Raw genomic sequence first — 20,618 nt, forward strand, 5'->3', positions numbered from 1 at the left:
TAGGATGGATACTCTCCTGACCTTACCCGTCATTCAGCCTGAAGCTGCTCAGGCGCCGGCCAAGCCCCGCAAGCCCGACTGGCTGCGCGTGAAGCTGCCCGTGGGCCCGGCCTACGCCAACGTGCGCAAGCTGGTGGACGAACACAAGCTGCACACCATCTGCGAATCGGGCAACTGCCCGAACATGGGCGAGTGTTGGGGTGCCGGCACGGCCACCTTCATGATCCTGGGCAACGTGTGCACGCGCTCCTGCTCGTTTTGCGCGGTGGCCACCGGCCGCCCCACCGAGTACGACCTCGACGAGCCCCGCCGCGTGGCCGAAGCCATCAAGCTGATGGGCGTGAAGCACGCCGTAATTACCTCCGTGAACCGCGACGAGCTGAAGGACCGCGGCGCCGGCGTGTGGTACGAAACGGTGGTGCAGACCAAGCTGTTGTCGCCCGCCACGACCATCGAAACGCTGATTCCGGACGTGAAAGCCAACTGGGCCGCGCTGGACACGATGATTGCCGGCGGGCAGGAAGTGGTGTCGCACAACATGGAAACGGTGGGCAGCCTCTACCGCCTGGTGCGCCCCCAAGCCAAGTACGACCGGAGCCTGGAGCAGATCCGCCGCACCAAGGAAGCTGGCCGCCGCACCAAGTCGGGCATCATGCTGGGCCTGGGCGAGACCAAGGACGAAGTGTACCAGGCCATCGATGACCTGGCCGCCAACGGCCTCGACATTCTCACGCTGGGCCAGTACCTGCAGCCCACCAAGCGCCACATCGAGGTGGCCGAGTTTATTCACCCCGACCTGTTTGCGCACTACAAGGAAGAAGGCCTGCGCCGCGGCCTGAAGTACGTGGAGAGCGGTCCGCTGGTGCGCAGCTCCTACCACGCCGAGCGGCACGTGAACGTGCCCATCTAGGCCGCCTGCCGCATTTAGCATTGCCGAAGGGCCCGGTTTCAGCAGTGAAGCCGGGCCCTTCGCGCTTAGTCAAGTAGGCCCAGGTAGGCGTCGTTGTTGACGTAGAGCACCATTGGGGCGGGCTGGCCGGGTGGCACGTGCTGCAGGTTCTGGGCCAGCTCGCGCAGCAGGATGCGCGTCTGCCGGCCCATGGTGTGGCTCCAGAACACCACCACGCGGTAGCCGCCCGGCGGCACCGTAAACTGCGCCGGCGCCAGCGGCTGCCCCGCCGGCGTGCGCAGAAACGTGAGCAGCTGCGCAAACGACAGCAGCTGGTCGGGCGGCGTTTGCGAGGCGGGCGGAAAGGTATTGAGCCGGCCGCCGGGGTTCCAGTTCAGGTTCAGGCTGGGCAGCTGGGGCGAGGCGTAGCAGTTGATGTGAAACGACACGAGCTGGCCGGCGTCGTCAAAATAGAGCAGTTGCAGCAGCTGGCCGTGGTTTTTGGCCGCCTCGTAGGTGCGCGCGTACCGCGCCTGGTGCCGCACGAAGCGCAGGTAGCTGGTGTCGAGCACCGCCACCTGGCCGGCCGGCACCTGGTAGCGGGCTACGTCGGCGGCGAGGCGGGCGGGCGTGTGGGGCGGCGTGTCGTGCATACCCATAATGAGGCCGGCGTACAGGGCATTGCAGCCGCTGAGGGCGGCCATCAGCAGGGGCAGAGTCAGAGAAATAGCGCGTCGAATCATCAAACCGGAAATAAAGCAAAAAGCCCCATCGGACTCCGATGAGGCTTTTGCGGGGCAAAACGTTGCGTGGCTTAGCGGCGCGCGGTGTTATCGGTGGGCGGAAAGTCGCCGAGCACGCCGGTCACGAGGCGGTTCACTTCCACTTCCGACAGCGTCTGCTGGTCTACCTGGCTCTGGCCGTAGCCGCGCCACACCAGCGCCTTGCGCTTGGCGTCCACGATGTCGATGATGACGTTGCCGGCTTTGTAGTCCTGCACCGTCTGGTAGGGGCGGCCCAGGCCGTAGTAGCCCCAGTAAGGGTAGCCGTAGGGGCCGTAGTAGCCGGGGTTGGCGGTGCGCTGCTTGTCCTCCACGCGGGCCGAGTAGGCCACGTACACGTCGGGGTTTTTATCGGCCTTGGTCAGGCCCTTGCGCACCATTTCGGCTTCCACCGAGCGGCGCATGCGCTGGTCGAAAAAGGAGTTGTAGCCCTTGGCGGGCCCGCCTTCGGCGTCGGAGGGCTGCTCCGGGTACCAGGCCCAGGTCTTGTAGGCCCGGAAGTTGACGGCGTGGTCGAAGTCGGACGTGACGCCCACGCGGGGCACCGTGGCGCAGCCGGCCGCGCCCAGCAGCAGCGCCAGGCCAACGGTGGCCAGGGCGAGGGGACGGGAAAACAATTGGGTGAAGCGTTGCATGGTATAGCGAAGTGAGGAAGCCCAAAAACTGCGTTGCCGGCATCAGCAAGCTGGTTTTTCGGGGCTACTATCTCAACATCGGGCCGGGGCTGCCCGTTCCCGGATTGTTGGATTCTGGGCAGGTAAGTGGAAATATTCGGCCCAATTTTCTTTTGATTAAGTGCATTTTTTTCAGCAGATTAGAGGTCCTTTTCCCGTCCTGCCTTCCCGCCCCACATGCTATTGCTTCTCCTTACGCACCTGCTATTCGCGCAGCAGCCCGCGGCTACGGCCCAGATTCCGCCGCTGGCGCAGAAAGCCGCCGACCGCACCACCGGCACCGTCTGCTGCCTCTACACGCGGCCCAGCACCCAGTCGCCCATGCTCTCCATCGTGCCGGTGGGGGCGCAGGTGCAGGTAACTGACTCGGCCAACAATGCCTATTTCGTGTATGCCCAGTTCAGCAAAAAGGGCAAGGTGCTGTCGGGCTACATGTACCGGGCCTGCCTGAGCGCCGCGCCCTGAGCTGAAAACGGTTGCGGTAGGGCGAAAATAAAAAGCGCAATAGCTCCGGCATTTCGCTACATTCCCGAAACAATCCACCCCCTATGCCCAAAACTCTACTTTTTCTGGCCTTGCTCGGCTTGGCCGCCTGCAGCGCCGCCAAGGACGACGGCACCTCCAACCGCGGCAACAACGCCCCGGTAGCCCGCAACACCGTGGTGGACTGCCCGCTTTACGACGGCATGAAAAAGGAATCTGCCCAGCTCATGGCCATTACCTCGGGCACCGAAGTGCAGGTGATGGACACCGTCGACCAGTACTTCGTAAAAGTGCGCGCCACCAACGCGGGCAAAACCGAAACCGGTTACATGTACCGCACCTGCTTTAAGCGGTAGCCGCCACCGCCTTCCACCACCCCAACGCCTAAAACCACAACGGCCCGGAACCAGCTGGTTCCGGGCCGTTGCTTTGGGCCGATTGCTCAGCGCCGCTGCGCCGTTAGTACGACGGGCCTTTGTCGGTGGGCACAAGGTGCTCCTCCTGGTCGGCGTAGGCCTCGATGGGCGTGCAGGCGCAGATCAGGTTCCGGTCGCCGAAAGCCGAGTCGATGCGCGACACGGAGGGCCAGAACTTGTAGCGGCGGGCAAAATCTGTCGGGTAGGCGGCCTGCTCGCGCGAGTAGGGGCGCGTCCACTCCGCATCGAGCAGCACGGCGGCGGTATGCGGAGCGTGCTTGAGCGGGTTGTCCTTCTGGTCGGCGCGGCCTTCCTCCACTTCGCGGATTTCCTGGCGGATCTTGATCATGGCCTCGCAGAAGCGGTCCAGCTCCTCCTTGCCTTCCGACTCGGTGGGCTCCACCATCAGCGTGCCTGCCACCGGGAACGACACGGTGGGCGCGTGGAAGCCGTAGTCCATCAGACGCTTGGCAATGTCTTCCACCTCGATGCCGGCCTTTTTGAAGTGGCGGCATTCCAGAATCATCTCGTGGGCCACCCGGCCCTGGGAGCCGGTGTAGAGCACCGGGTAGTGCTCCTCCAGGCGGGCCTTGAGGTAGTTGGCGTTCAGAATGGCGGTCTGCGTGGCCGCTTTCAGCCCCTCACCGCCCATCATGGCAATGTAGGCGTAGCTGATCGGCAGGATGCTGGCCGAGCCCCAGGGCGCGGCCGACACGGCCCCGCCCGAGCGGCCGTCGGCATCCACCACCACGTGGCCGGGCAGGTAGGGCGCTAGGTCGGCCACCACACCGATGGGGCCCACGCCGGGGCCGCCGCCGCCGTGCGGGATGCAGAAGGTCTTGTGCAGGTTCAGGTGGCACACGTCGGCGCCGATGTTGGCGGGCGAAGTCAGGCCCACCTGGGCGTTCATGTTGGCGCCGTCCATGTACACGCGGCCGCCGTGCTCGTGAATCAGCTGGCAGATGTCGATGATGCTTTCCTCGTACACGCCGTGCGTCGAGGGGTAGGTCACCATCAGGCAGCTCAGGTTGGCCGAGTGCTTTTCGGCCTTTTCCTTGAGGTCGTCGAGGTCGATTTCGCCCTGCTCGGTGCTCTTTACCACCACGATGTTCATGCCGCACATGGCCGCCGAGGCGGGGTTGGTGCCGTGGGCCGAGGCCGGAATCAGCGCCACGTTGCGGTGAAAGTCGCCGCGGGCTTCGTGATAGGCCTTAATCACCAGCAGACCGGCGTATTCGCCCTGGGCGCCCGAGTTGGGCTGCAGGCTCACCGCGTCGAAGCCGGTTACCTCGCACAGCCAGGCTTCCAGGTCCTTGAAGATTTCGGCGTAGCCCTGGGCCTGCTCACGCGGGGCGAAGGGGTGCAGTTGACCGATTTCGGGCCAGGTCACCGGAATCATCTCGGCGGTGGCGTTGAGCTTCATGGTGCAGGAGCCCAGCGAAATCATGGAGTGCGCAAGGCTCAGGTCCTTGTTTTCCAGCTGCTTCATGTAGCGCAGCAGCTCGTGCTCGGCGTGGTGGGTGTTGAACACCGGGTGCGTGAGAAACTCCGAGGTGCGAATCAGCGACTTCGGCCAGTTCAGCTCCAGATCGGCCGGGGCCTCTACCAGTTCGGCCGCGGCCGGGGCGGGCTTGCCCAGCACCTTGGCGAAGGCGCGCAGGATGTCGGCCACGTCTTCGGCTTCGGCTTTCTCGTGCAGCGAAATGCCCACGCTGCTCTCCCCGAAGTAGCGCAGGTTGATGCCGTTGGCTTCCAGCTCCGTCTTCAGGGCCTGTCTCAGCTCAGCGCTTTCCAGCGCGAGGCTCACCGTGTCGAAGTAGTGCTCAGCGTTCAGCTCCAGGCCCAGCTCCTGCAGGCCGGTGGCCAGCTGGCGGGTGAGCAGGTGCACGTTCGAGGCAATCTGGGTGAGGCGCTGCGGGCCGTGATACACGGCGTACATGCCGGCAATGACCGACAGCAGCACCTGCGCGGTGCAGATGTTGCTGGTAGCCTTCTCGCGGCGGATGTGCTGCTCGCGGGTCTGCAGGGCCATGCGGTAAGCCTTGTTGCCGGCCGCGTCGACGCTCTGGCCGATGATGCGGCCGGGAATCACGCGCTTGTAGGCATCCTTGGTGGCCAGGAAGCCGGCGTGCGGGCCGCCGTAGCCCAGCGGCACCCCGAAGCGCTGCGAGTTGCCCACCACCGCGTCGGCGCCCATTTCGCCGGGGGGCGTGAGCAGGGTGAGGGCGAGCAAATCGGCGGCCACGGCTACCATAATGCCGTTGGCGTGGGCCTGGGTGATGAAGTCGGTGTAGTCGAACACCTCGCCGTCGGCGGCGGGGTACTGCACGATGGCGCCGAACAGGGCTTCGTCGGCGAGGTCGGCCGTGCGGTGGTCCCCCACGACCAGCTCGATGCCCAGCGGCGTGGCGCGGGTGCGCAGCACGTCGATGGTCTGGGGCAGCACCTGCTCGGAAACGAAAAACTTGGTGGCGTTTTTCTTCTTGGTCAGGCCGTGGAACATGTGCAGAGCCTCGGCGGCGGCGGTGCCCTCGTCGAGCAGGCTGGCGTTGGCAATTTCCAGACCCGTCAGATCAATTACCATCGTCTGGTAGTTGATCAGGGCTTCGAGGCGGCCTTGGGCAATTTCGGCCTGGTAGGGCGTGTAAGCCGTGTACCAGCCGGGGTTTTCCATGATGTTGCGCAGAATCACCGGGGGCAGCTGCGTGTCGTGGTACCCGAGGCCGATAAAGGAGCGGAACACCTTGTTCTGGCCGGCAATCTGCTTGAACTTATGCAAAAACTGCCGCTCGGTGAGGGCGGCAGGCAGGTTCAGCTCGTGCTTCAGGCGGATGCGGGCCGGCACGGTTTCGTTGATGAGCTGGTCGACCGATTCGACGCCGATGGTGCGCAGCATCTCGGCCACGGCCGCCGCGTCGGGACCGTTGTGGCGGTCAACAAACACGTCGGCGGGCTTGAAGGACAACTTCATATGGGAAACGGATGGGTTGGCGGGAAATGGGCCCGTGGGTGACGGGCCCGACAAAGGTAGGCCGAAAAGGCTTCATGCTTAAACCATTCTGGCGGCAAAAAGTGCAGCGACTCTGCACTTCTATGGAGCGATTCGGCTAATGACTTCTACTAATGAAAATAGTAACGGCAAGGGTGATTATTATATGCTGTAAATCAATATTATAGATAGGTCAGGGTACAGGGCATAACCTTTTGCTAAAATTTATAGTAAATTAGGGTGTTGTTAGGGGGCAGAAGCTCTCTTGAGGACTGCATTAGGGCTGATAACCAACCAAATTTTTTAGCAATGAACACTCCGCTCTACCGCCACGGCGACGTCCTAATTGGGGCCGTGGCCGCTCTACCCGCCGGGGCCGTACCTCAGTCCGGCCTCATCCTCGCCCACGGCGAAGCCACCGGCCACGCCCACCGCATCCGCGAAGCCGGGGCGGCCCGGCTGTTCAATCACGGCCGCCTGGTTTACTTGCAGGTAACCGCGGCTGCGGCCACGCTGATCCACGAAGAGCACCGCCCCATCACGCTACCCACCGGCGTGTACCGCGTATGGCAACAGCGGGAGTACTCGCCCGACGCCATCCGCACGGTGGTCGACTAACCCAAACGCCTCTGCCATGTTCCGCATCACCGCCCGCGGCCGCCAGACCGCCCGCCCCGCCACTGCCACGCCGCCCACGCTGCCGCCCGCCGCGCCCGCGCTGCCGGTAGCTATGGAGCCGCAGCCAGCCTTCCTGCGGCCCCCGGTAGCACCGGCAGGCAGTGCGGAGGCGCCGTTGGTTGTGGGCCCCGACCAGGTGCGGGCCCTGCTGCTGGCGGGCCGGATGCCGGCGGCGCTGGTGGTGAGCGGGCCGGTGCGGCTGCGCGGCGAAGCGCGGCTGCGTGAGCTGCCCCGCTCGCTGGAATGCACCCAGCTCGACGTGCGCGACTGCCCCAACCTGGACCTGCTGCCCGAGCGCCTGCGTGCCGTGAACGTGCGGGCCTCGGGTACGGCCGTGCGCGAAATCGACGGCGACTGGCTGGTGCGGGAACACCTCGACCTGAGCAACAACCCGCGCCTGAACCGGCTGCCGGAGCGCCTCACCGCCCGCTCGCTCGACGTGCGCAACTGCCCGCAGCTGCGCCAGTTGCCCGCCGGGCTGCACCTTACGCACTGGCTGGAAGTGGCCGGCAGCGGCCTCAGCGGGCTGCCGGCCGGCCTGCGCGTGCCCCTGCGCTGGCAGGGCACTTCGGTGGACGAGCGCACCGCCTTCCGCCCCGACGAGCTACGCGCCATCGACCTGCTGCAGGTGCGCAACGTGACGCACCGCCGGGTGCTCATCGACCGCATGGGCCTGGAGCGGTTTGTGCAGGAGCTGGGCGGGCTGGTGCTCGACCGCGACCGGGACGCGGGCGGGGAGCGGCAGCTGCTGAGCGTGCCCCTCACCGACGACGAGCCCATTCACGCCCTGAAGGTGAGTTGCCCTTCCACGGGCCACCACTACGTGCTGCGCGTGCCGCCGCACATCCGTACCTGCCGCCGCGCCGCCGCCTGGCTGGCCGGCTTCGACAACGAGCAGGACTACCGACCGCTCATCGAAACCTGAGCGGGTCGGCATGATTTAGCGCGGGCCTGGCTGCACCGACCTTCGGTTTCGCCCGCCTCCGCTCGTTCGATATTGTAGAGCGGTAGTCCGTCTGACGAGAAATTACTATCGGGCGGACGCGGGCTGCGTAGCCAAGCCCGCGCTACAACTGCGGCCAGCTCCCGGCGTCAGGCCGCTTCGCAACGTGATTTATATAGTAATAGCGCTATTTCCTGCGGAATACCGTTCTTGGCCGCGCTACGGTCGGGCTTAACCCCCGACCCGGTCGTTCGTACGTGAAAACTACGCCGCCCCGCCGCGGGCGGCTGCGCCTCTTTTCCACCCCAACACCTTGCCCATGCAGATTACCCAGCAACCCGCGCAGGCCGTGCTGCTCGAAAACACGGCCGACTCCACCAGCCTGCTGCTGAGCTTCCGCGAAGACGTGCCCAACCCCCAGCGCCGCCCCCTGAACGTGGCCCTGGTGCTGGACCGCAGCGGCTCGATGGCCGGCGTGCCCCTGCGCTACGCCCAGCAGGCCGCCGCCAACTTCGTCGACCGCCTGCAGCCCGAGGACCGGCTGAGCATCGTGGTGTACGACGACCAGGTAGACACCCTGCTCGATGCCCAGCTCGTCACCGACAAGGAGGCCATCAAGCGCATCATCGGCGGCATCCGGGCCGGCGGCCTCACCAACCTGAGCGGCGGCTGGCTGCGCGGCTGCGAGCTGGTGGCCCGGCACCTGACCGACAACCAAGTGAACCGCGTGCTGCTGCTCACCGACGGGCAGGCCAACGCGGGCATCACGCAGTCGAAAGTGCTCATCAGCACCGCGGCGAAGAAGGCGGAGGAAGGCATTTCGACCACCACGCTGGGCTTCGGGGAGCATTTCGAGGAGGACTTGCTGATCGGGATGGCCCGGGCTGCCGGCGGCAACTTCTACTTTATTCAGTCGCCCGACGACGCGGCGGAAGTGTTTGCCGCCGAGCTGGACAGCCTCAAGGCCGTGGCCGCCCAGAACCTGACCGTCACGCTGGCGCCCCTGGCCGGCGTGAAAATCGACGATGTGCTGAGCCTGGCCCGCACCGAGCCCCAGGCCGACGGCCAGCTGCTGGTGCGCCTCGGCGACGTGTTCGAAAACGAGGACAAGCTACTGGGCTTGCAGCTGAGCATCCCGGCCCTAAAAGCCGGCCCGCACGACCTGCTGAAAGTCAGCTACCGGGCCGACGTGGTTCGCAACGGGGCGGTGGAGGCCGTCAGCGGGGAGTACACGGTGCAGGTGACGGCCGGCGCCATCGAGGCCGTGGCCGCCGCCGCCGACAGCCGCGTGACGCTCGACCTGGCCCTGCTGCGCATCGGGCGCGACAAGGAGCGGGCCGTGGACTTGGCCGACGCCGGCCAGCACGCCGAGGCCGAAGCCCTGCTGCGCCAGGTTATTGCCGACCTGACCGCTGCTGGTCTGCACGAGCACTTCGACATTGCCGAGGAAATCGACCAGCTCACGCACTACGCCGAGCGCATTGCCAAGCGCCACCTCGACAACGCCAGCCGCAAGGAGCTGCGCGACCAGGCTTTCCAGGGCCGCCAGTCGCGGCAGGCGCTGGCGGGCCGGGGCGTGAGCGTGGACGCCGCCGCCTACGCCCTGCCGGTGGTAACCGACGCGGCCGGCGGCGGCGTGGAGCTGGTGTGCTTCCGCGAAGGCGGCAAGCTGCGCATGAAGGTGATGAGCGACGGGTACGCCGACCTGAACGTGCAGTTTCCCCGCGACCTGCGCGCCGAGGGCGCCCACTATTTGGTGGAGTCGCTGGAAACCAGCCAGGACGGGACCTTCTACCGCGCCAAGGGCACCATCACCCGCCTCGTGCGCCCCGGCGAAACCGACCCGCTGGCCGGCCGCTCGGCCGGGGGCAGCGGCCGCAGCCGCTCCAGCAGCGCCTCCGCCGCGGTGGCGCGCACGCCCAAAACGCTGGCCGACCTGCAGGAAACCGACACGGTGGGCGGTGGCATTCTGGTGCAGGTGGTGAAGGATAAAAGCAAGCTGCGCGCCCGCGTCGTCAGCGACGGATTCGAGCCGGACTGGAACATGCGCTTCCCCCGCGACATCCGCCAGGAAAACACGCTCTACGTGGTCGACCACGTGAACACCGCCCCCGACGGCAAGTCCTACATTGCCAGCGGCGACATCAAGCGCTTCGTGCAGCCGGTGTGAGCAGGGTTGTCATGTCGAGCGAAGCGAGACATCCGGGTGAAAACGTCAGGCGTCCTGGCCCAGATGTCTCGCTTCGCTCGACATGACAGTTCTTCATGGATCGGTATACCCAAAAGGCCCCGCCCGACTCGGTGGGGCCTTTTTCCTGTGCTACCATTCGGTTAAGGTCGGACCTCGGCCAACCTGCTCCGGGCAAAAATTCTAGTTTTGTCTTTCCCCACTCCGACTCTGCATTCCCCATGACTACCCTCAAGCTCGGCCTGATCCGCGAAGGCAAGATTCCCGTCGACCGGCGCGTGCCGCTCACTCCCAAAAAGTGCGCGGAAGTGCAGCAAACCTGGCCGCAGGTGCAGGTGGTGGTGCAAAGCAGCGACATTCGTAGCTACGCAGACCAGGAATACCGCGACCTGGGCCTGCGGGTGCAGCCCGACGTGGCCGACTGCGACATCCTGCTCGGGGTGAAGGAAGTGCCCGTGGAGCAGCTGATTGCGAATAAGACGTACATGTTCTTCTCGCACACCATCAAAAAGCAGCCGGCCAACCGCAAGCTGCTGCGGGCCGTGCTCCAGAAGAACATCACGCTCATCGACTACGAGGTGCTGACCAACGCCCGCGAGGAGCGCATCGTGGCCTTCGGCTACTGGGCCGGGGTGGTGGGCGCCTACAACGGCCTGCTCACCTACGGCCGCAAGCACGGCCTGTTCCAGCTCAAGCCCGCCTACCTCTGCACCGACCTCGACGACATGCAGGAGGAATACTTCAAGGTGAAGGCCCTGCCGCCCATCAAGATGGCCGTGACGGGTTCGGGCCGCGTAGCCCAGGGCGCCCTGCAGGTGCTCGATAAGATGGGCATCCGGCGGGTGAGCGTGTACGACTACCTCTACCACGACTTCGCGGAGCCCGTGTACACCCAGCTGCGCTCCTCCGACTACAACGCCCGCAAGGACGGCCGCGTGTGGGACACGCCCGACTTCCACCACCACCCGGAGGAGTATATGTCGACGTTCGACCGGTACCTGCCGGTGACGGACCTGCTCATCGCCTGCGCCTACTGGGACCCGAAGGCCCCCCGGCTCTTCACCGAGGACGACACGCGCCGGCCCAACTTCCGCATCAACACCATTGCCGATGTGACCTGCGACATCGACGGCTCCATCCCCGTCACCAAGCGCAGCACGAGCATCCCCGACCCGGCCTTCGACTACAACCCGCGCACCGGCGAGCTGGAGGCGGCGTACTCGCATCCGCTGAACCTGACCGTCATGGCCGTGGACAACCTGCCCTGCGAGCTGCCGCGCAACGCCTCGCGGGACTTCGGCCGCCAGCTCATCGACAACGTGTTTCCCCACCTCTTCGGCCCCGACCCGGACGGCATCATCGAGCGGGCCACCATTGCCCGCGCCGGCCAGCTGACCCCGCGCTACGCGTACCTGCGCGACTACGTGGGCGCGGACGTGCTGGCGCTGTAGGGGAAGAGGGTATGGGGGTAGGAGGGTATGAGTTACCGAGCACAACTCATACCCTCCCACCCCCATACCCTCTTACCTTATCTTATACTCCGCGCAGAATCGGGTACTTGGCCCGCACCAGCATGTAGAGGCCGTAGGCCACCAGCCCCAGCGCCACGATGAGCAGCGGGGCCCGGCCGATGGAGGCCAGGAAGTCAAACGCGCCCTCGGTGCCTTCGGCTTCGTTGGCGTTGGCGTGGCGGGCGGCCTGCACCAGGAAATAGCCCAGAATGCCCCACACAATGCCCCGGGCCGTGTAGCCGAGCTGGCCCACGCGGTACACGAGGCGCTGCTGCGCGGCCGGCAGCTGGCTGTGGTTGACGTGTTTGGCAAACGAGCCCGAATAAGCCCGAATTAGCTGGTATACGCCCACGCCGATGACGAACAGCCCGACGGCGCCCACCAGCCACTGCCCGTAGGGCTGGGCCAGCAGCGTAGCCACGAAGGTCTGGCGGGTGTCGCCGCCCCCGGCCGCGGCGCTGGTGTTTTCGAAGGCGGCCTTGCCAGCCACGAAGGCCAGCGCCGCGTAGCCCAGGGCCGAGCCCGCGTAGCCGAGGCGAGTGGCAATACCCTTGGCGCTGTTGCCCTTGCCCTCGGTGTCGCGGATGGCCTGTACGAAGCGCCACACCACGTAGCCGGCCAGCCCGAAGGCCACCAGGCCCAGCAGCCAGCGGCCCAGCGGCATGGCCTGAATGGTTTGCAGCACCTGCTGCTTGTCGGCGGTGCGGCCGCCGCTGACGTTGGTGGCGGCCATGACGGCCAATGCACCCAGGATACCGTACACCACGCCCTTGGCCGCGAAGCCGAAGCGCGCCAACGCGCGCAGGCCGTCGGACGGAGAGGTGGGCAGATGCGCCGGAATAGAAGAGGAAAGCGTTGCCATGGAAACGAAGGAGCTAGGTTGGTCCTTCCGGCATACGCAAACCGCGGCCTTTATGGCTGAGCGGGCCGCGGCGCGTGGCCCAGCACCCCGCCGGGGCGGTACAGCCGGGCGCCCCGGGCCAGCAGCGGCTGATTCTCGGGCAAATCGAGCGTCAGGATGGGCTTTTCGCGGATGGTGTCGGAGCGCAGCAGCCGCTCCAGGTTGCCGCCGGGCGCCAGGTAGGGAATAAAGAACTGGTCGGCCAGATCGGCGATGAGCAGGTTGCGGATGTCGGCCGTGTCCTGGGTGACGGAGTGCACGCCGGGCTCGAAAGGCGTGACGAACAGCAGCTGGCCGGCCGCAATGTCGGCCTCGTACTCAAAGCGGGTGCCGGGCTGAATGCCCCGCCCCAGGGCGTAAATTACCGGCTGCCAGTGGCCCTGCAGCAGGTAGCGCAGCACGGCCTGCTCCAGGCGCGAGTGAAAGCCGGAGACGACGCAGTGCCCGCGGTAGCGCTGTTCCATGGCCCACAGAAACGTCGGCCGCTCAATGGCCGCGGGGTAGTCGCGGGAGCAGAAAAAGGCGGTTTTGGGGAGCTTAAACAGGGCTTTGTTGCCCAGGGTATAGAGCTCGGCGGAATCAATGCGCATGAGGTACCGGATAGCCGGAGGAATATACGCGTCGGGTGGGCAGGGCGCACCGCGCCGGATGAAAAAAACGCCCCGCAGCACGGGCTACGGGGCGTTGCAACGGGTTGTCGGTGACGACGAACCGCGCTTAGAACGTACGGCGGAACCAGTTCTTGATGTCGTCGATGGTTTCGCCGGTGCGCTCCTGCAGGCGGCCGAACCACTCGTCCTGGCGGCCTTCCTCGTAGGTCAGGTCGTCGTCGGTGAGCTGGCCCCACTTCTGCTTGGTCTGGCCCTTGATTTCGTTCCAGTTGCTGCGGGCGCGCAGTTCGGTTGCGTCGTCGATGTTATTGTTGTTCAGATCCATGGTTGGTGTGGTGTTTTGGGGTGAGGAAAGATGGTAGCCGGTGTACGCAATGGTCGAGCTGGGGGTTGTGGCCGGCCGGGCTCAGCCCCCGAAGCTGATGCCCCCGCTGAATAGGGCAACCAGGGCCACGGTCACGGCCACCATTGCCGTAGTGGCACCCACGCCCCAGCCCACCAGCGCCCGGCTCACCTTTTTGTTGCTGGCCTTGCGCACGTAGCCGCGCTGGTAGTCGGCGTCGCGCAGCAGCTGGGGCCGCGGGGCACTGGCCCGGATTCGTTCCGGGCTCGGCCCGACGGCCCCCAGCACCGCCACGCCGCCCAGCGGCAGCAGCACGGCCGGGTTGGCGGTGACGATAAACGCCGGCGGCGTGACAAAGCCCGCCCCGAAGCTGCCCCAGAAGATGGCCCTCGACGGGCGAAAATGCCGCTTGGCGTCGGCGCGGCCCCGCTGCTCCCGCGCCGCTGCCGATAACCGCTGCAGGGCTGCCAGGGCGGTGTCGGGGGCGCTCAGGGCCACCCGCGGCGTATCGGGTAAAGCCGCCGCGGCGACCAACGCCGCGGGCGGCGACGGGACGGCGGCGGCCGGCAGCGCCGCGACGACGGACGTTGCCGTGACGGTAGAATCGGGGGGGGCTTGGGCGCCGGCCAGCAGCGGCAGGCTCAGCAGCAGGAAGGAAAGCCGAAGATGCATGGATACGGGAGGGCTGATTACCATTGGGAAGCTACCGGGGCCGGAGCGGCTTCGGGCGCCGAAATGCCCGGTAGTCTGACTTTTCAGCAAAGTGTTTTTTCGTACTGAATGGTTGTCTGGCTCACATTTATATGTGGTGGCAGGGACATCAGGTTTTTTCGCCCCGCTTGCCTTCGGGCGGCCGCAATGCCGTAGTTTGGCAGTGTCATGGACGACTTACGCACCACCCTCGCCACCTTCTCGCCCGACGACCGGAAGGAATTCCTGCGCTTTCTGCAGCGTCAGCGCCGCAAAGAGAAGGGCCGCAAAGACGCGCAGCTCTGCGAACTGCTCTGGCACAAGCAGGAGTACAGCACCGCCGAGCTGCTGGCCAAGCTCTACCCACCCGCCGAGCCCAACGCCACCGCCTACTACGCCCTGCGCAAGCGTCTGCTGCGGCAAGTCACCGATTTCCTGCTCCTGAAGCAACGCGACCAGGACCTGACGGCCGCCAGCACCGTGCGCGGGCAGCTCAGTCTGGCCCAGTACCTCTTCGACGCGGGCATTCCGCGCCTGGCCTGGGCCACCCTGCGCAAGGCCGAAAAGCTGGCCAGCCAGAACGAGCAATACGAGCTGCTCAACACGGTGTACAACCTGCAGATCGAGCACGCCCACGGGGAGCACGCCGAGCCGCTGGAGGAAATCATCCGGCGCCGCAACCGCAACAAGCCCGCCGCCGAGGAAGAGGAGCGCGCCGCCATTGCCTACAGCCTGATGCGCGCCCGCCTGCGCCAGGCCCGCACCCAGGGCCGCTCGGGCGGCGTGGTGGCCTTCGACCAGATCATGCACGATATCCTGCGCGAGTACGACCTGCAGGACGCTTTCGGCCGCCGCCCCTCGCTGCTCTACCGCCTGCTCTCCATTGCCCGCTCGGCCATGCTGGTGCGCCGCGACTTCGCCTCCTTCGAGCCCTTCGTGCGGCGCTGCTACCACCTGATGGAGAAACGCCACGGCTTCCAGCCCGCCCACCGCGAGTACCAGCTCGGCCTGCTCTACATGATTGCCCACGCGCAGTACCGCAACCGTCGCTTCCCCGAGTCGGTGGAGTCGCTGCAGCAGCTGCGCGGCCTCATCGAAAGCGGCCCGCGCAGCCACTACAACGAGTTTTACCCCCGCTACATCTTCCTGCTGGCCGCCAACCTGGCCTTCCTGCGCCGCAACGCCGAGAGCATTCAGCTGGTGGAGGAGCTGCTGCGCACCCACGCCCTTACCCCCCGCGACCAGCTCACCGCCCGCCTCGGCCTGGGCTTCCATTACTTCGCCGAGGGCCAGTACCAGCGCACGGCCCACACCCTGCTCACCATCGGCCGCTCCGACCACTGGTGCGAGGAAACCATGGGCGTGGAGTGGCTGCTCAATAAAAACCTGGGCGAGCTGCTGACCCAGCTGGAAATGGGCAACCCCGACGTGGCCACCCACCGCCTGCGCGCCGTGGAGCGCCTCGTGCGCGACCGGTTCGGGCCCGACGGCGGCGCCTACCGCTACGTGCTCAGCTACCTGGCCCTGGTGCGCGACATCCTCGACGACCCGGCCGTGGCCAGCCGCCCGGCCTTTGCCGCCCGCGTGGCCGAAATGCCGCGCTTCCTGCCCCTGGAGCGCGAAGACCTGCAGGCGCTAAGCTTCTACGCCTGGCTGCGCGCCCGCATGATGGGCCGCCCCTACTACGACGTGCTGATGGAGCTGACCGCGGCCCAGCCGCCCGCCCTGCCGGTGTCCGCCTAACGAAAAAAGCCCGCTCCTGATTCAGGAGCGGGCTTTTTTTGGGAGCTGATGCGCGGCAGGCTACTGCTTCGGCGTCTCTTCCACCACGCCGTTGGCGGGCTGGTTTTTCACCACGGCCGTGTCGCCTTTCTCGGGGGTAGCCACGTCGTTGGCGCCTTCCTTGATTTCGGCAGCGGCGTTGTCAGCAGCACCTTCCACGGCGTTGCCGGCGGCGTCTACGTTGGCAGCGGCATCGTTGGTAGCGCTTTCAGCGGTAGCTTCGGCGTTGTCCTGGGTTTTTTCGCTGCACGAAGTGGTAGCAAAGGCGGCGAAAGCGGCTACGGCCAGCAGGGTCTTGAAGGTCATTTTCATGGTTGTAGGTTGTTTTGGTGGATTGGATGGTGCTTAATGCCGCCGCCCGGCAGAAGGTAACCCAAGCCGCCAACGGCGCCGCCGCGCACTGCGTACAACCCCGGTTCCGCCACCGGCCACTTTCCTCTGCTCAATGCGCGCCCTTTTTTCCTGCCCGTTGATGTTCCTGCTGCTCAGCCTAAGCATCGGCAGCGCCCGGGCCCAGGCCGACGACGGCTTTCTGCGCCGCAACGGCACCACGTACCTCGTGCGGCACGGCCAGCTGCGCCCGCTCACCCGCGAAATTCACCTGCCCAACGGCCGCACTGTCACCCCGGAGGGCTTCGTGCTCGGCGCCGACGGTGGCCGCCGCCAGCTGGCCGAGGGCCAGGGCTGCGACCTGCGCGGCAACCCCGTCGGGAGCCGGCAGCAGCCCGACGGCCGCTGGGCGCTGGCAGCCCCGGTGGCCGCCCGCCCGGTGGGGCACGCGGCCTACGCGCCGGCGCGCCGGGTGCCGCCGGGCCAGCTCAAGAAGTGGTGGAAGCAGCTCGGCAAAAAACACGGGCGCAAGCACGACGACTGACCCCAGCCCCGGACCCTGCCGCGCTATTCGGCTATTTCTTCCCCCTCGCCGTCGATGACGAAGCGGCGGCCGTTCTGCTGCACCCGGGCCCGGCCGTCGGCGAAATCCGTGGCCTGCTCGTAGCGGCCGAACGTGGCGGCCTGCGTCGTGTCGGCCAGCTGGCCGGGGCTGATAAAGGTGTAGGCGCCGCCGGTGCGCACGCGGGCCAGCCCGTCGCGAAAGGGGTAGGCTTCCTGAAACACCCGCGGATGCGCGGGCACGCCGGCATCGGGGCCGCTGATGTAAAACCAGCCGCGCTGGTCGAGCACCGGCGCGTAGCCCTCGGCAAAGTCGTAGGCATTATAGAAATAGTGGCTGAACTCGCGCCCGTCCGCGTCGACGAAGGTGTACAGGTCGCCGATGCGCACGCGGGCGTAGCCGTCGGCGTAGCTGTTCATGGCATCGTAAGCCGGGGGCACCACCTCCTGCCCGTCGGCCGTCACGGCCCCGAAGGCGCCGTCGCGCTCCACCACCGCCCGCTCGTCCTGAAACGGCTGCACCGAGGCGTACTGCGCCGGCACCACCGGCTCGCCGCGCCGCGCGAAGCCCCAGCGCCCGTCGGCCTGGTACGGCTCGGGCGGTGGCCCCTTAAACACCTGCGTGCCCAGCCACAGCATCAGGCCCAGCCCCAGCCCGCCGCCCAGCGCCAGCCACAGCCAGTGGTCGGAGGCGGGCAGGTGCCGCCGCACCGGCCCGAGCAAGGGCCGCGCCACGCTACGCACCCAGTGCAGCCCGCCACGCAGCCGTTCCCCCAGCGCCGGCTCAGTCGCCGGGCGAGTAGGAGGGGGGCCGACGGGCGGTACCGCTGCGGCCGGCGCAGGAGCCGGCCGTGGGTTTGCCGGCGGCGAAGCCGCGGCTGCCGCCACCGTGGCCGCCGCGGCGGGTCTGGTCGTCGGTTCGGGTTCCGCAGCGCGGGCCGGATTCGGCGGTGGAGCGCTCGGACTGGCTGCCGGGGCGGCTGCGGGGGCCTGGAGCCGCTGAATCAGCTGTTCCAGCGCGTTGATTTTCGCGTCGAGGTCCTGGTTGCGGCGCTGCCACTCGGCCTGGGCGGTCTGCAGGCGGGCGTCTTCGGCGGCCTGGGCCCGGCTTTCGGCGGCCAGACGGGCTTGCAGCTCGGCCGCGTTGGGGGCGGCCTGCTGCTGGGCCTGGGTTAGCTCGGCGCGCAGCTGGGCCATGCTTTGCTCACGGGCCGCTTCCCGGGCTTCGATGGCCTGCAGCTGCTCGTTCAGCTGGCGCTGCAGGGCGGCCTGCTGCTCTTCCAGCGCGTGCTTCTGGTCTTCGCTGCGGGCGGCCAGGGCGTAGGTGTCGGGCGGCAGCTCGTCCACGTCTTCGGCTCCGAGCCAGCGCCAGAGCTGCCGGGCGGTGTTGTGCACCACCGAGCCCAGCGTGGCCGACGTTTCGTCATCGGCGCCCGAAAGTGCGGGCGCCGGGCCGGCCAGCACGTCGGGCAGGACCGTGGCCAGATGCTGAATGTCGGCCGCGGTCAGCTCGATTTCGGGCGTGGCCAGCTGGGCCAGGCGGCGGGGCAGGCGGGCCAGCTCGGGCAGCAGCTGCAGCTGCCGGGCCTCGGGCGCGGCGGCCATGCTGGCTTCCACGTCGGGCCCGAAGCGCAGCGGACCGTTGGTCAGCCACAGGCCCGTCACGAAGCGCGGGTTTACCGCCTCCGGCGGGAGCATGGGTTCCAGGAAGGCCAGCACGTCCGGGCTTAGCTGCGCGAAGGACTGGTAAGGGTTGAGGGCTCGGTCGGGCAGCACAACGGGCGTGCCGGCCAGCGTCCAGGGCTGCGCGGTGAACGAGGAAATGCGCAGCTCGCCGCCCGCGCCGGGGTGCAGCAGCAGCAGGGTGAGGCTGTGCGGGCGCACCAGCACGGCATCGGCCACGCGGCCATCGGGCAGCGGCAGCGGGCCGGCCAGCAGCGCCGGGGCATCGGCGGGCAGGCCGCTGCGCAGCGCCTCGCGGACGGCTTCGAAGAGGTGCTGCCGGGCCGGGTCGGAAAAAGCAGTGGGCTGAAAAACGTGCAGCATGGGCAGCAAAGCGAGTGGATGGCTCCGCCGCGCACCACCGTGGTACGGGCCGGGGCCGCCGCCCTCAACTTTTTGGAATCAGGCCAAGTATACGCAAGCAGCTCCCGCGCTTGTTCGCCTGACTTTTCACAACCTCGCCTCATGGATTCGCTAACGCCCACTCCCGCCCACACGCCCGATTTTCAGGTTCCGCTGGAAGTAACTGACGGTCAGCACTCGGCCCTCATCGACGACACGCTGGCCCTGCTCAGCGACGGGGCGCCCACCCAGGCCAATCAGTACGGGCTGACCGAAATTGACCGGTGGGCCGAGGTGCTGCGCGCCAGCGAAAAGCCTGGCCTGGCCAAAATCATCCGGGAGCTGCAGAGCCTGCGCGAGCAGCTGACCAGCAATGACGCCGACCCGCACGCCGTGGCCGAAACCCTGGCCACGTTGGGCGCCGAAACCGGCAAAGTGGCCGACGAAGCCTCGGCCGGCTACGGCCCGCCGCTGGCCCAGCTCGGCAAGCTGCTCATCAAGCTCGGCTCTTCGCTTTCGCGCTAAGCCCAAACCCCGCGGCCCCGCCGCCGGTTATACGCTGCCCGCCGCACCGAACGTACTGTTTGGCTGCGGCGGGCAGCGTATTTTTGCACCTTATGGCAGCTCTTTCCTCGCCCGACCTCACGCTCTACGACCCCTTCGCCCGCATGCAGCTGGTGGCCCCGGCCTGCTTTCTGTGCGGCACCCCCGTCGACCCGGCCCGCGACAACGTGCCGGTGTTTGCCCCTTGGCTTACCCAGCGCTACCAGCTGGCCGACAAGGAAATCCGCCTGCTCGACCAGAGCACCAGCACCTTTCGGGAGCTGACGATTCCGTGCTGCCCGCGCTGCCACCACGCGCACGTCGACGCGCTGGAAGCCCGCGTCGAGGCTGCTACTGCCGAAGACCCCGCCGGCCTGCGGGAGCTGGACGAGCAGACGCTGTTTTTGTGGCTGGGCAAGATGTTCTACGGCATCTTCGTCAACGAGCTGGCCCGGGAGCAGGAGCCGCTGATCAAGCCGCGCTACCCGCTGGCCGAAAACCGCACGCTGTTCAGCCGCTTCCGCTCGTTTTTCCAGGTGCTGCAGGCCCTGCGCGTGCCCATGCACTACGACGACTTCGTGCCCGGCTCCCTGTTCATTCTCGACGTCGACCTCGGCCCCGACGAGCCCGCCTTCGCCTACGAAGACGACCTGGCTACCATGGTGTTCAGCGTCCGGCTGGGCCGAGTGGTGGTCATCGGCTGCCTGCTCGACAACGACATGCTGCGCCACGTGATGCAGCGCGTGTACGACGACGCCCTCAGCCGCCCCCTGCACCCGGTGCAACTAGCTGAATTCAAGGCCCGCGTGTACTACGGGGCCTACCTGCTCAGCGCCATTCCCGAGTTCTTCCCGCGCCCCGTCAAGCCCGGCGACACGGTGCTGGTGATGGATACCTTTCTCGACGACGTGACCGGCTCGGTCTTCAGCCCCTGGGACAACATGGCCTACGCCCAGACGCTGGAAGAGCTGTGGCTGCCCTGGCAGATCAGCTTGCGCGACATCCTGCAGAACCCGCGCGAGCCGCTCAGCTACCTCTACGACGCCGACGGCCAGCCCCGTACGCTGACTACCTTCCCGCTATAGGCAAATTAATGCCAAAACCAACAAGGGCCTTCCTCCGCGAACGATGCGCGGAAGAAGGCCCTGTTTTGTTGCGGTTAGCTCGTAAAAAACGGACTATGAGCTTGCGGCAAGGTGGTACTTTCCGCTACCAGAGGTAGCGAAAGGTCACGCGCCAA

At 66.8% G+C, this 20,618-nt stretch carries 20 protein-coding genes; 11 read left to right on the forward strand and 9 right to left on the reverse strand.

What is annotated here, in order from left to right; genetic code table 11:
- Window positions 1–4 precede the first annotated feature (4 nt).
- Window positions 5–910, forward strand: coding sequence for a lipoyl synthase (gene lipA, locus DLM85_RS08820; protein WP_111477742.1), 906 nt, complete (start codon window positions 5–7; stop codon window positions 908–910).
- Between the two features lie 65 nt (window positions 911–975).
- Here the strand turns inward: lipA and DLM85_RS08825 are convergent, their stop codons facing one another.
- Both DLM85_RS08825 and DLM85_RS08830 read right to left on the reverse strand, forming a co-directional pair.
- Entirely contained in the window at window positions 976–1,632 is a 657-nt protein-coding gene (locus tag DLM85_RS08825) for a hypothetical protein (protein WP_133256979.1), read from the reverse strand.
- Between the two features lie 71 nt (window positions 1,633–1,703).
- A complete protein-coding gene (locus DLM85_RS08830; RefSeq protein ID WP_111477744.1) occupies window positions 1,704–2,306 on the reverse strand; it encodes a DUF4136 domain-containing protein in 603 nt (200 codons plus the stop codon).
- Between the two features lie 216 nt (window positions 2,307–2,522).
- Here DLM85_RS08830 and DLM85_RS08835 point away from each other — a divergent pair, with 216 nt between their 5' ends.
- Both DLM85_RS08835 and DLM85_RS08840 read left to right on the forward strand, forming a co-directional pair.
- A complete protein-coding gene (locus DLM85_RS08835; protein WP_111477745.1) occupies window positions 2,523–2,810 on the forward strand; it encodes an SH3 domain-containing protein in 288 nt (95 codons plus the stop codon).
- Between the two features lie 83 nt (window positions 2,811–2,893).
- Complete coding sequence (locus DLM85_RS08840) at window positions 2,894–3,184, forward strand: hypothetical protein (RefSeq protein ID WP_111477746.1); 291 nt, start codon at window positions 2,894–2,896, stop codon at window positions 3,182–3,184.
- A 103-nt stretch (window positions 3,185–3,287) separates the two neighbouring features.
- On the opposite strand, the gene gcvP is transcribed toward DLM85_RS08840, so the two are convergent.
- Complete coding sequence (gene gcvP / locus DLM85_RS08845) at window positions 3,288–6,215, reverse strand: aminomethyl-transferring glycine dehydrogenase (protein WP_111477747.1); 2,928 nt, start codon at window positions 6,213–6,215, stop codon at window positions 3,288–3,290.
- A gap of 327 nt (window positions 6,216–6,542) precedes the next feature.
- On the opposite strand from gcvP, the gene DLM85_RS08850 reads away from it, so the two are divergent.
- From DLM85_RS08850 to DLM85_RS08865, 4 genes are all read left to right on the forward strand, one after another.
- Window positions 6,543–6,851, forward strand: a complete 309-nt coding sequence (locus DLM85_RS08850; protein WP_111477748.1) for a hypothetical protein — start codon at window positions 6,543–6,545, stop codon at window positions 6,849–6,851.
- Window positions 6,852–6,867: 16 nt separating this feature from the next.
- Window positions 6,868–7,836, forward strand: coding sequence for a DUF6745 domain-containing protein (locus DLM85_RS08855; protein ID WP_111477749.1), 969 nt, complete (start codon window positions 6,868–6,870; stop codon window positions 7,834–7,836).
- Between the two features lie 337 nt (window positions 7,837–8,173).
- The gene (locus DLM85_RS08860) at window positions 8,174–10,024 is read left to right on the forward strand and encodes a vWA domain-containing protein (protein ID WP_111477750.1); all 1,851 of its coding nucleotides are present in this window, start codon (window positions 8,174–8,176) and stop codon (window positions 10,022–10,024) included.
- A gap of 239 nt (window positions 10,025–10,263) precedes the next feature.
- Window positions 10,264–11,493: an NAD(P)-dependent oxidoreductase gene (locus tag DLM85_RS08865; RefSeq protein ID WP_111477751.1), complete on the forward strand. Its 1,230-nt coding sequence runs from the start codon at window positions 10,264–10,266 to the stop codon at window positions 11,491–11,493.
- Between the two features lie 82 nt (window positions 11,494–11,575).
- On the opposite strand, the gene DLM85_RS08870 is transcribed toward DLM85_RS08865, so the two are convergent.
- The 4 genes from DLM85_RS08870 to DLM85_RS08885 form a co-directional block, all read right to left on the reverse strand.
- Complete coding sequence (locus DLM85_RS08870) at window positions 11,576–12,415, reverse strand: DUF1206 domain-containing protein (RefSeq protein WP_111477752.1); 840 nt, start codon at window positions 12,413–12,415, stop codon at window positions 11,576–11,578.
- Window positions 12,416–12,465: 50 nt separating this feature from the next.
- The gene (locus tag DLM85_RS08875; RefSeq protein ID WP_111477753.1) at window positions 12,466–13,044 is read right to left on the reverse strand and encodes a DNA-binding protein; all 579 of its coding nucleotides are present in this window, start codon (window positions 13,042–13,044) and stop codon (window positions 12,466–12,468) included.
- Between the two features lie 127 nt (window positions 13,045–13,171).
- Window positions 13,172–13,390: a CsbD family protein gene (locus DLM85_RS08880; protein WP_111477754.1), complete on the reverse strand. Its 219-nt coding sequence runs from the start codon at window positions 13,388–13,390 to the stop codon at window positions 13,172–13,174.
- 81 nt (window positions 13,391–13,471) lie between these two features.
- A complete protein-coding gene (locus DLM85_RS08885; RefSeq protein ID WP_111477755.1) occupies window positions 13,472–14,080 on the reverse strand; it encodes a hypothetical protein in 609 nt (202 codons plus the stop codon).
- A gap of 207 nt (window positions 14,081–14,287) precedes the next feature.
- Here DLM85_RS08885 and DLM85_RS08890 point away from each other — a divergent pair, with 207 nt between their 5' ends.
- Window positions 14,288–15,841 (forward strand): hypothetical protein, encoded by a 1,554-nt coding sequence (locus tag DLM85_RS08890; protein ID WP_111477756.1) that lies wholly within the window; start codon window positions 14,288–14,290, stop codon window positions 15,839–15,841.
- Window positions 15,842–15,901: 60 nt separating this feature from the next.
- On the opposite strand, the gene DLM85_RS08895 is transcribed toward DLM85_RS08890, so the two are convergent.
- On the reverse strand, window positions 15,902–16,192 hold the full coding sequence (locus DLM85_RS08895; protein WP_111477757.1) for a hypothetical protein: 291 nt from the start codon (window positions 16,190–16,192) through the stop codon (window positions 15,902–15,904).
- A 160-nt stretch (window positions 16,193–16,352) separates the two neighbouring features.
- On the opposite strand from DLM85_RS08895, the gene DLM85_RS08900 reads away from it, so the two are divergent.
- On the forward strand, window positions 16,353–16,754 hold the full coding sequence (locus DLM85_RS08900; RefSeq protein ID WP_111477758.1) for a DUF6799 domain-containing protein: 402 nt from the start codon (window positions 16,353–16,355) through the stop codon (window positions 16,752–16,754).
- 23 nt (window positions 16,755–16,777) lie between these two features.
- Here DLM85_RS08900 and DLM85_RS08905 read toward each other — a convergent pair whose 3' ends face one another.
- Window positions 16,778–18,817: a WG repeat-containing protein gene (locus tag DLM85_RS08905; RefSeq protein WP_111477759.1), complete on the reverse strand. Its 2,040-nt coding sequence runs from the start codon at window positions 18,815–18,817 to the stop codon at window positions 16,778–16,780.
- Between the two features lie 141 nt (window positions 18,818–18,958).
- Here DLM85_RS08905 and DLM85_RS08910 point away from each other — a divergent pair, with 141 nt between their 5' ends.
- Together DLM85_RS08910 and DLM85_RS08915 are read left to right on the forward strand one after the other, a co-directional pair.
- Entirely contained in the window at window positions 18,959–19,360 is a 402-nt protein-coding gene (locus tag DLM85_RS08910; RefSeq protein ID WP_111477760.1) for a hypothetical protein, read from the forward strand.
- Window positions 19,361–19,452: 92 nt separating this feature from the next.
- Window positions 19,453–20,463 carry a hypothetical protein gene (locus tag DLM85_RS08915; RefSeq protein ID WP_111477761.1) on the forward strand — a complete coding sequence of 337 codons (1,011 nt, stop codon included), beginning with the start codon at window positions 19,453–19,455 and terminating at the stop codon, window positions 20,461–20,463.
- The last annotated feature ends 155 nt before the right edge of the window (window positions 20,464–20,618 follow it).

The sequence above is a fragment of the Hymenobacter edaphi genome (assembly GCF_003258365.1).
Classification (GTDB): domain Bacteria; phylum Bacteroidota; class Bacteroidia; order Cytophagales; family Hymenobacteraceae; genus Solirubrum; species Solirubrum edaphi.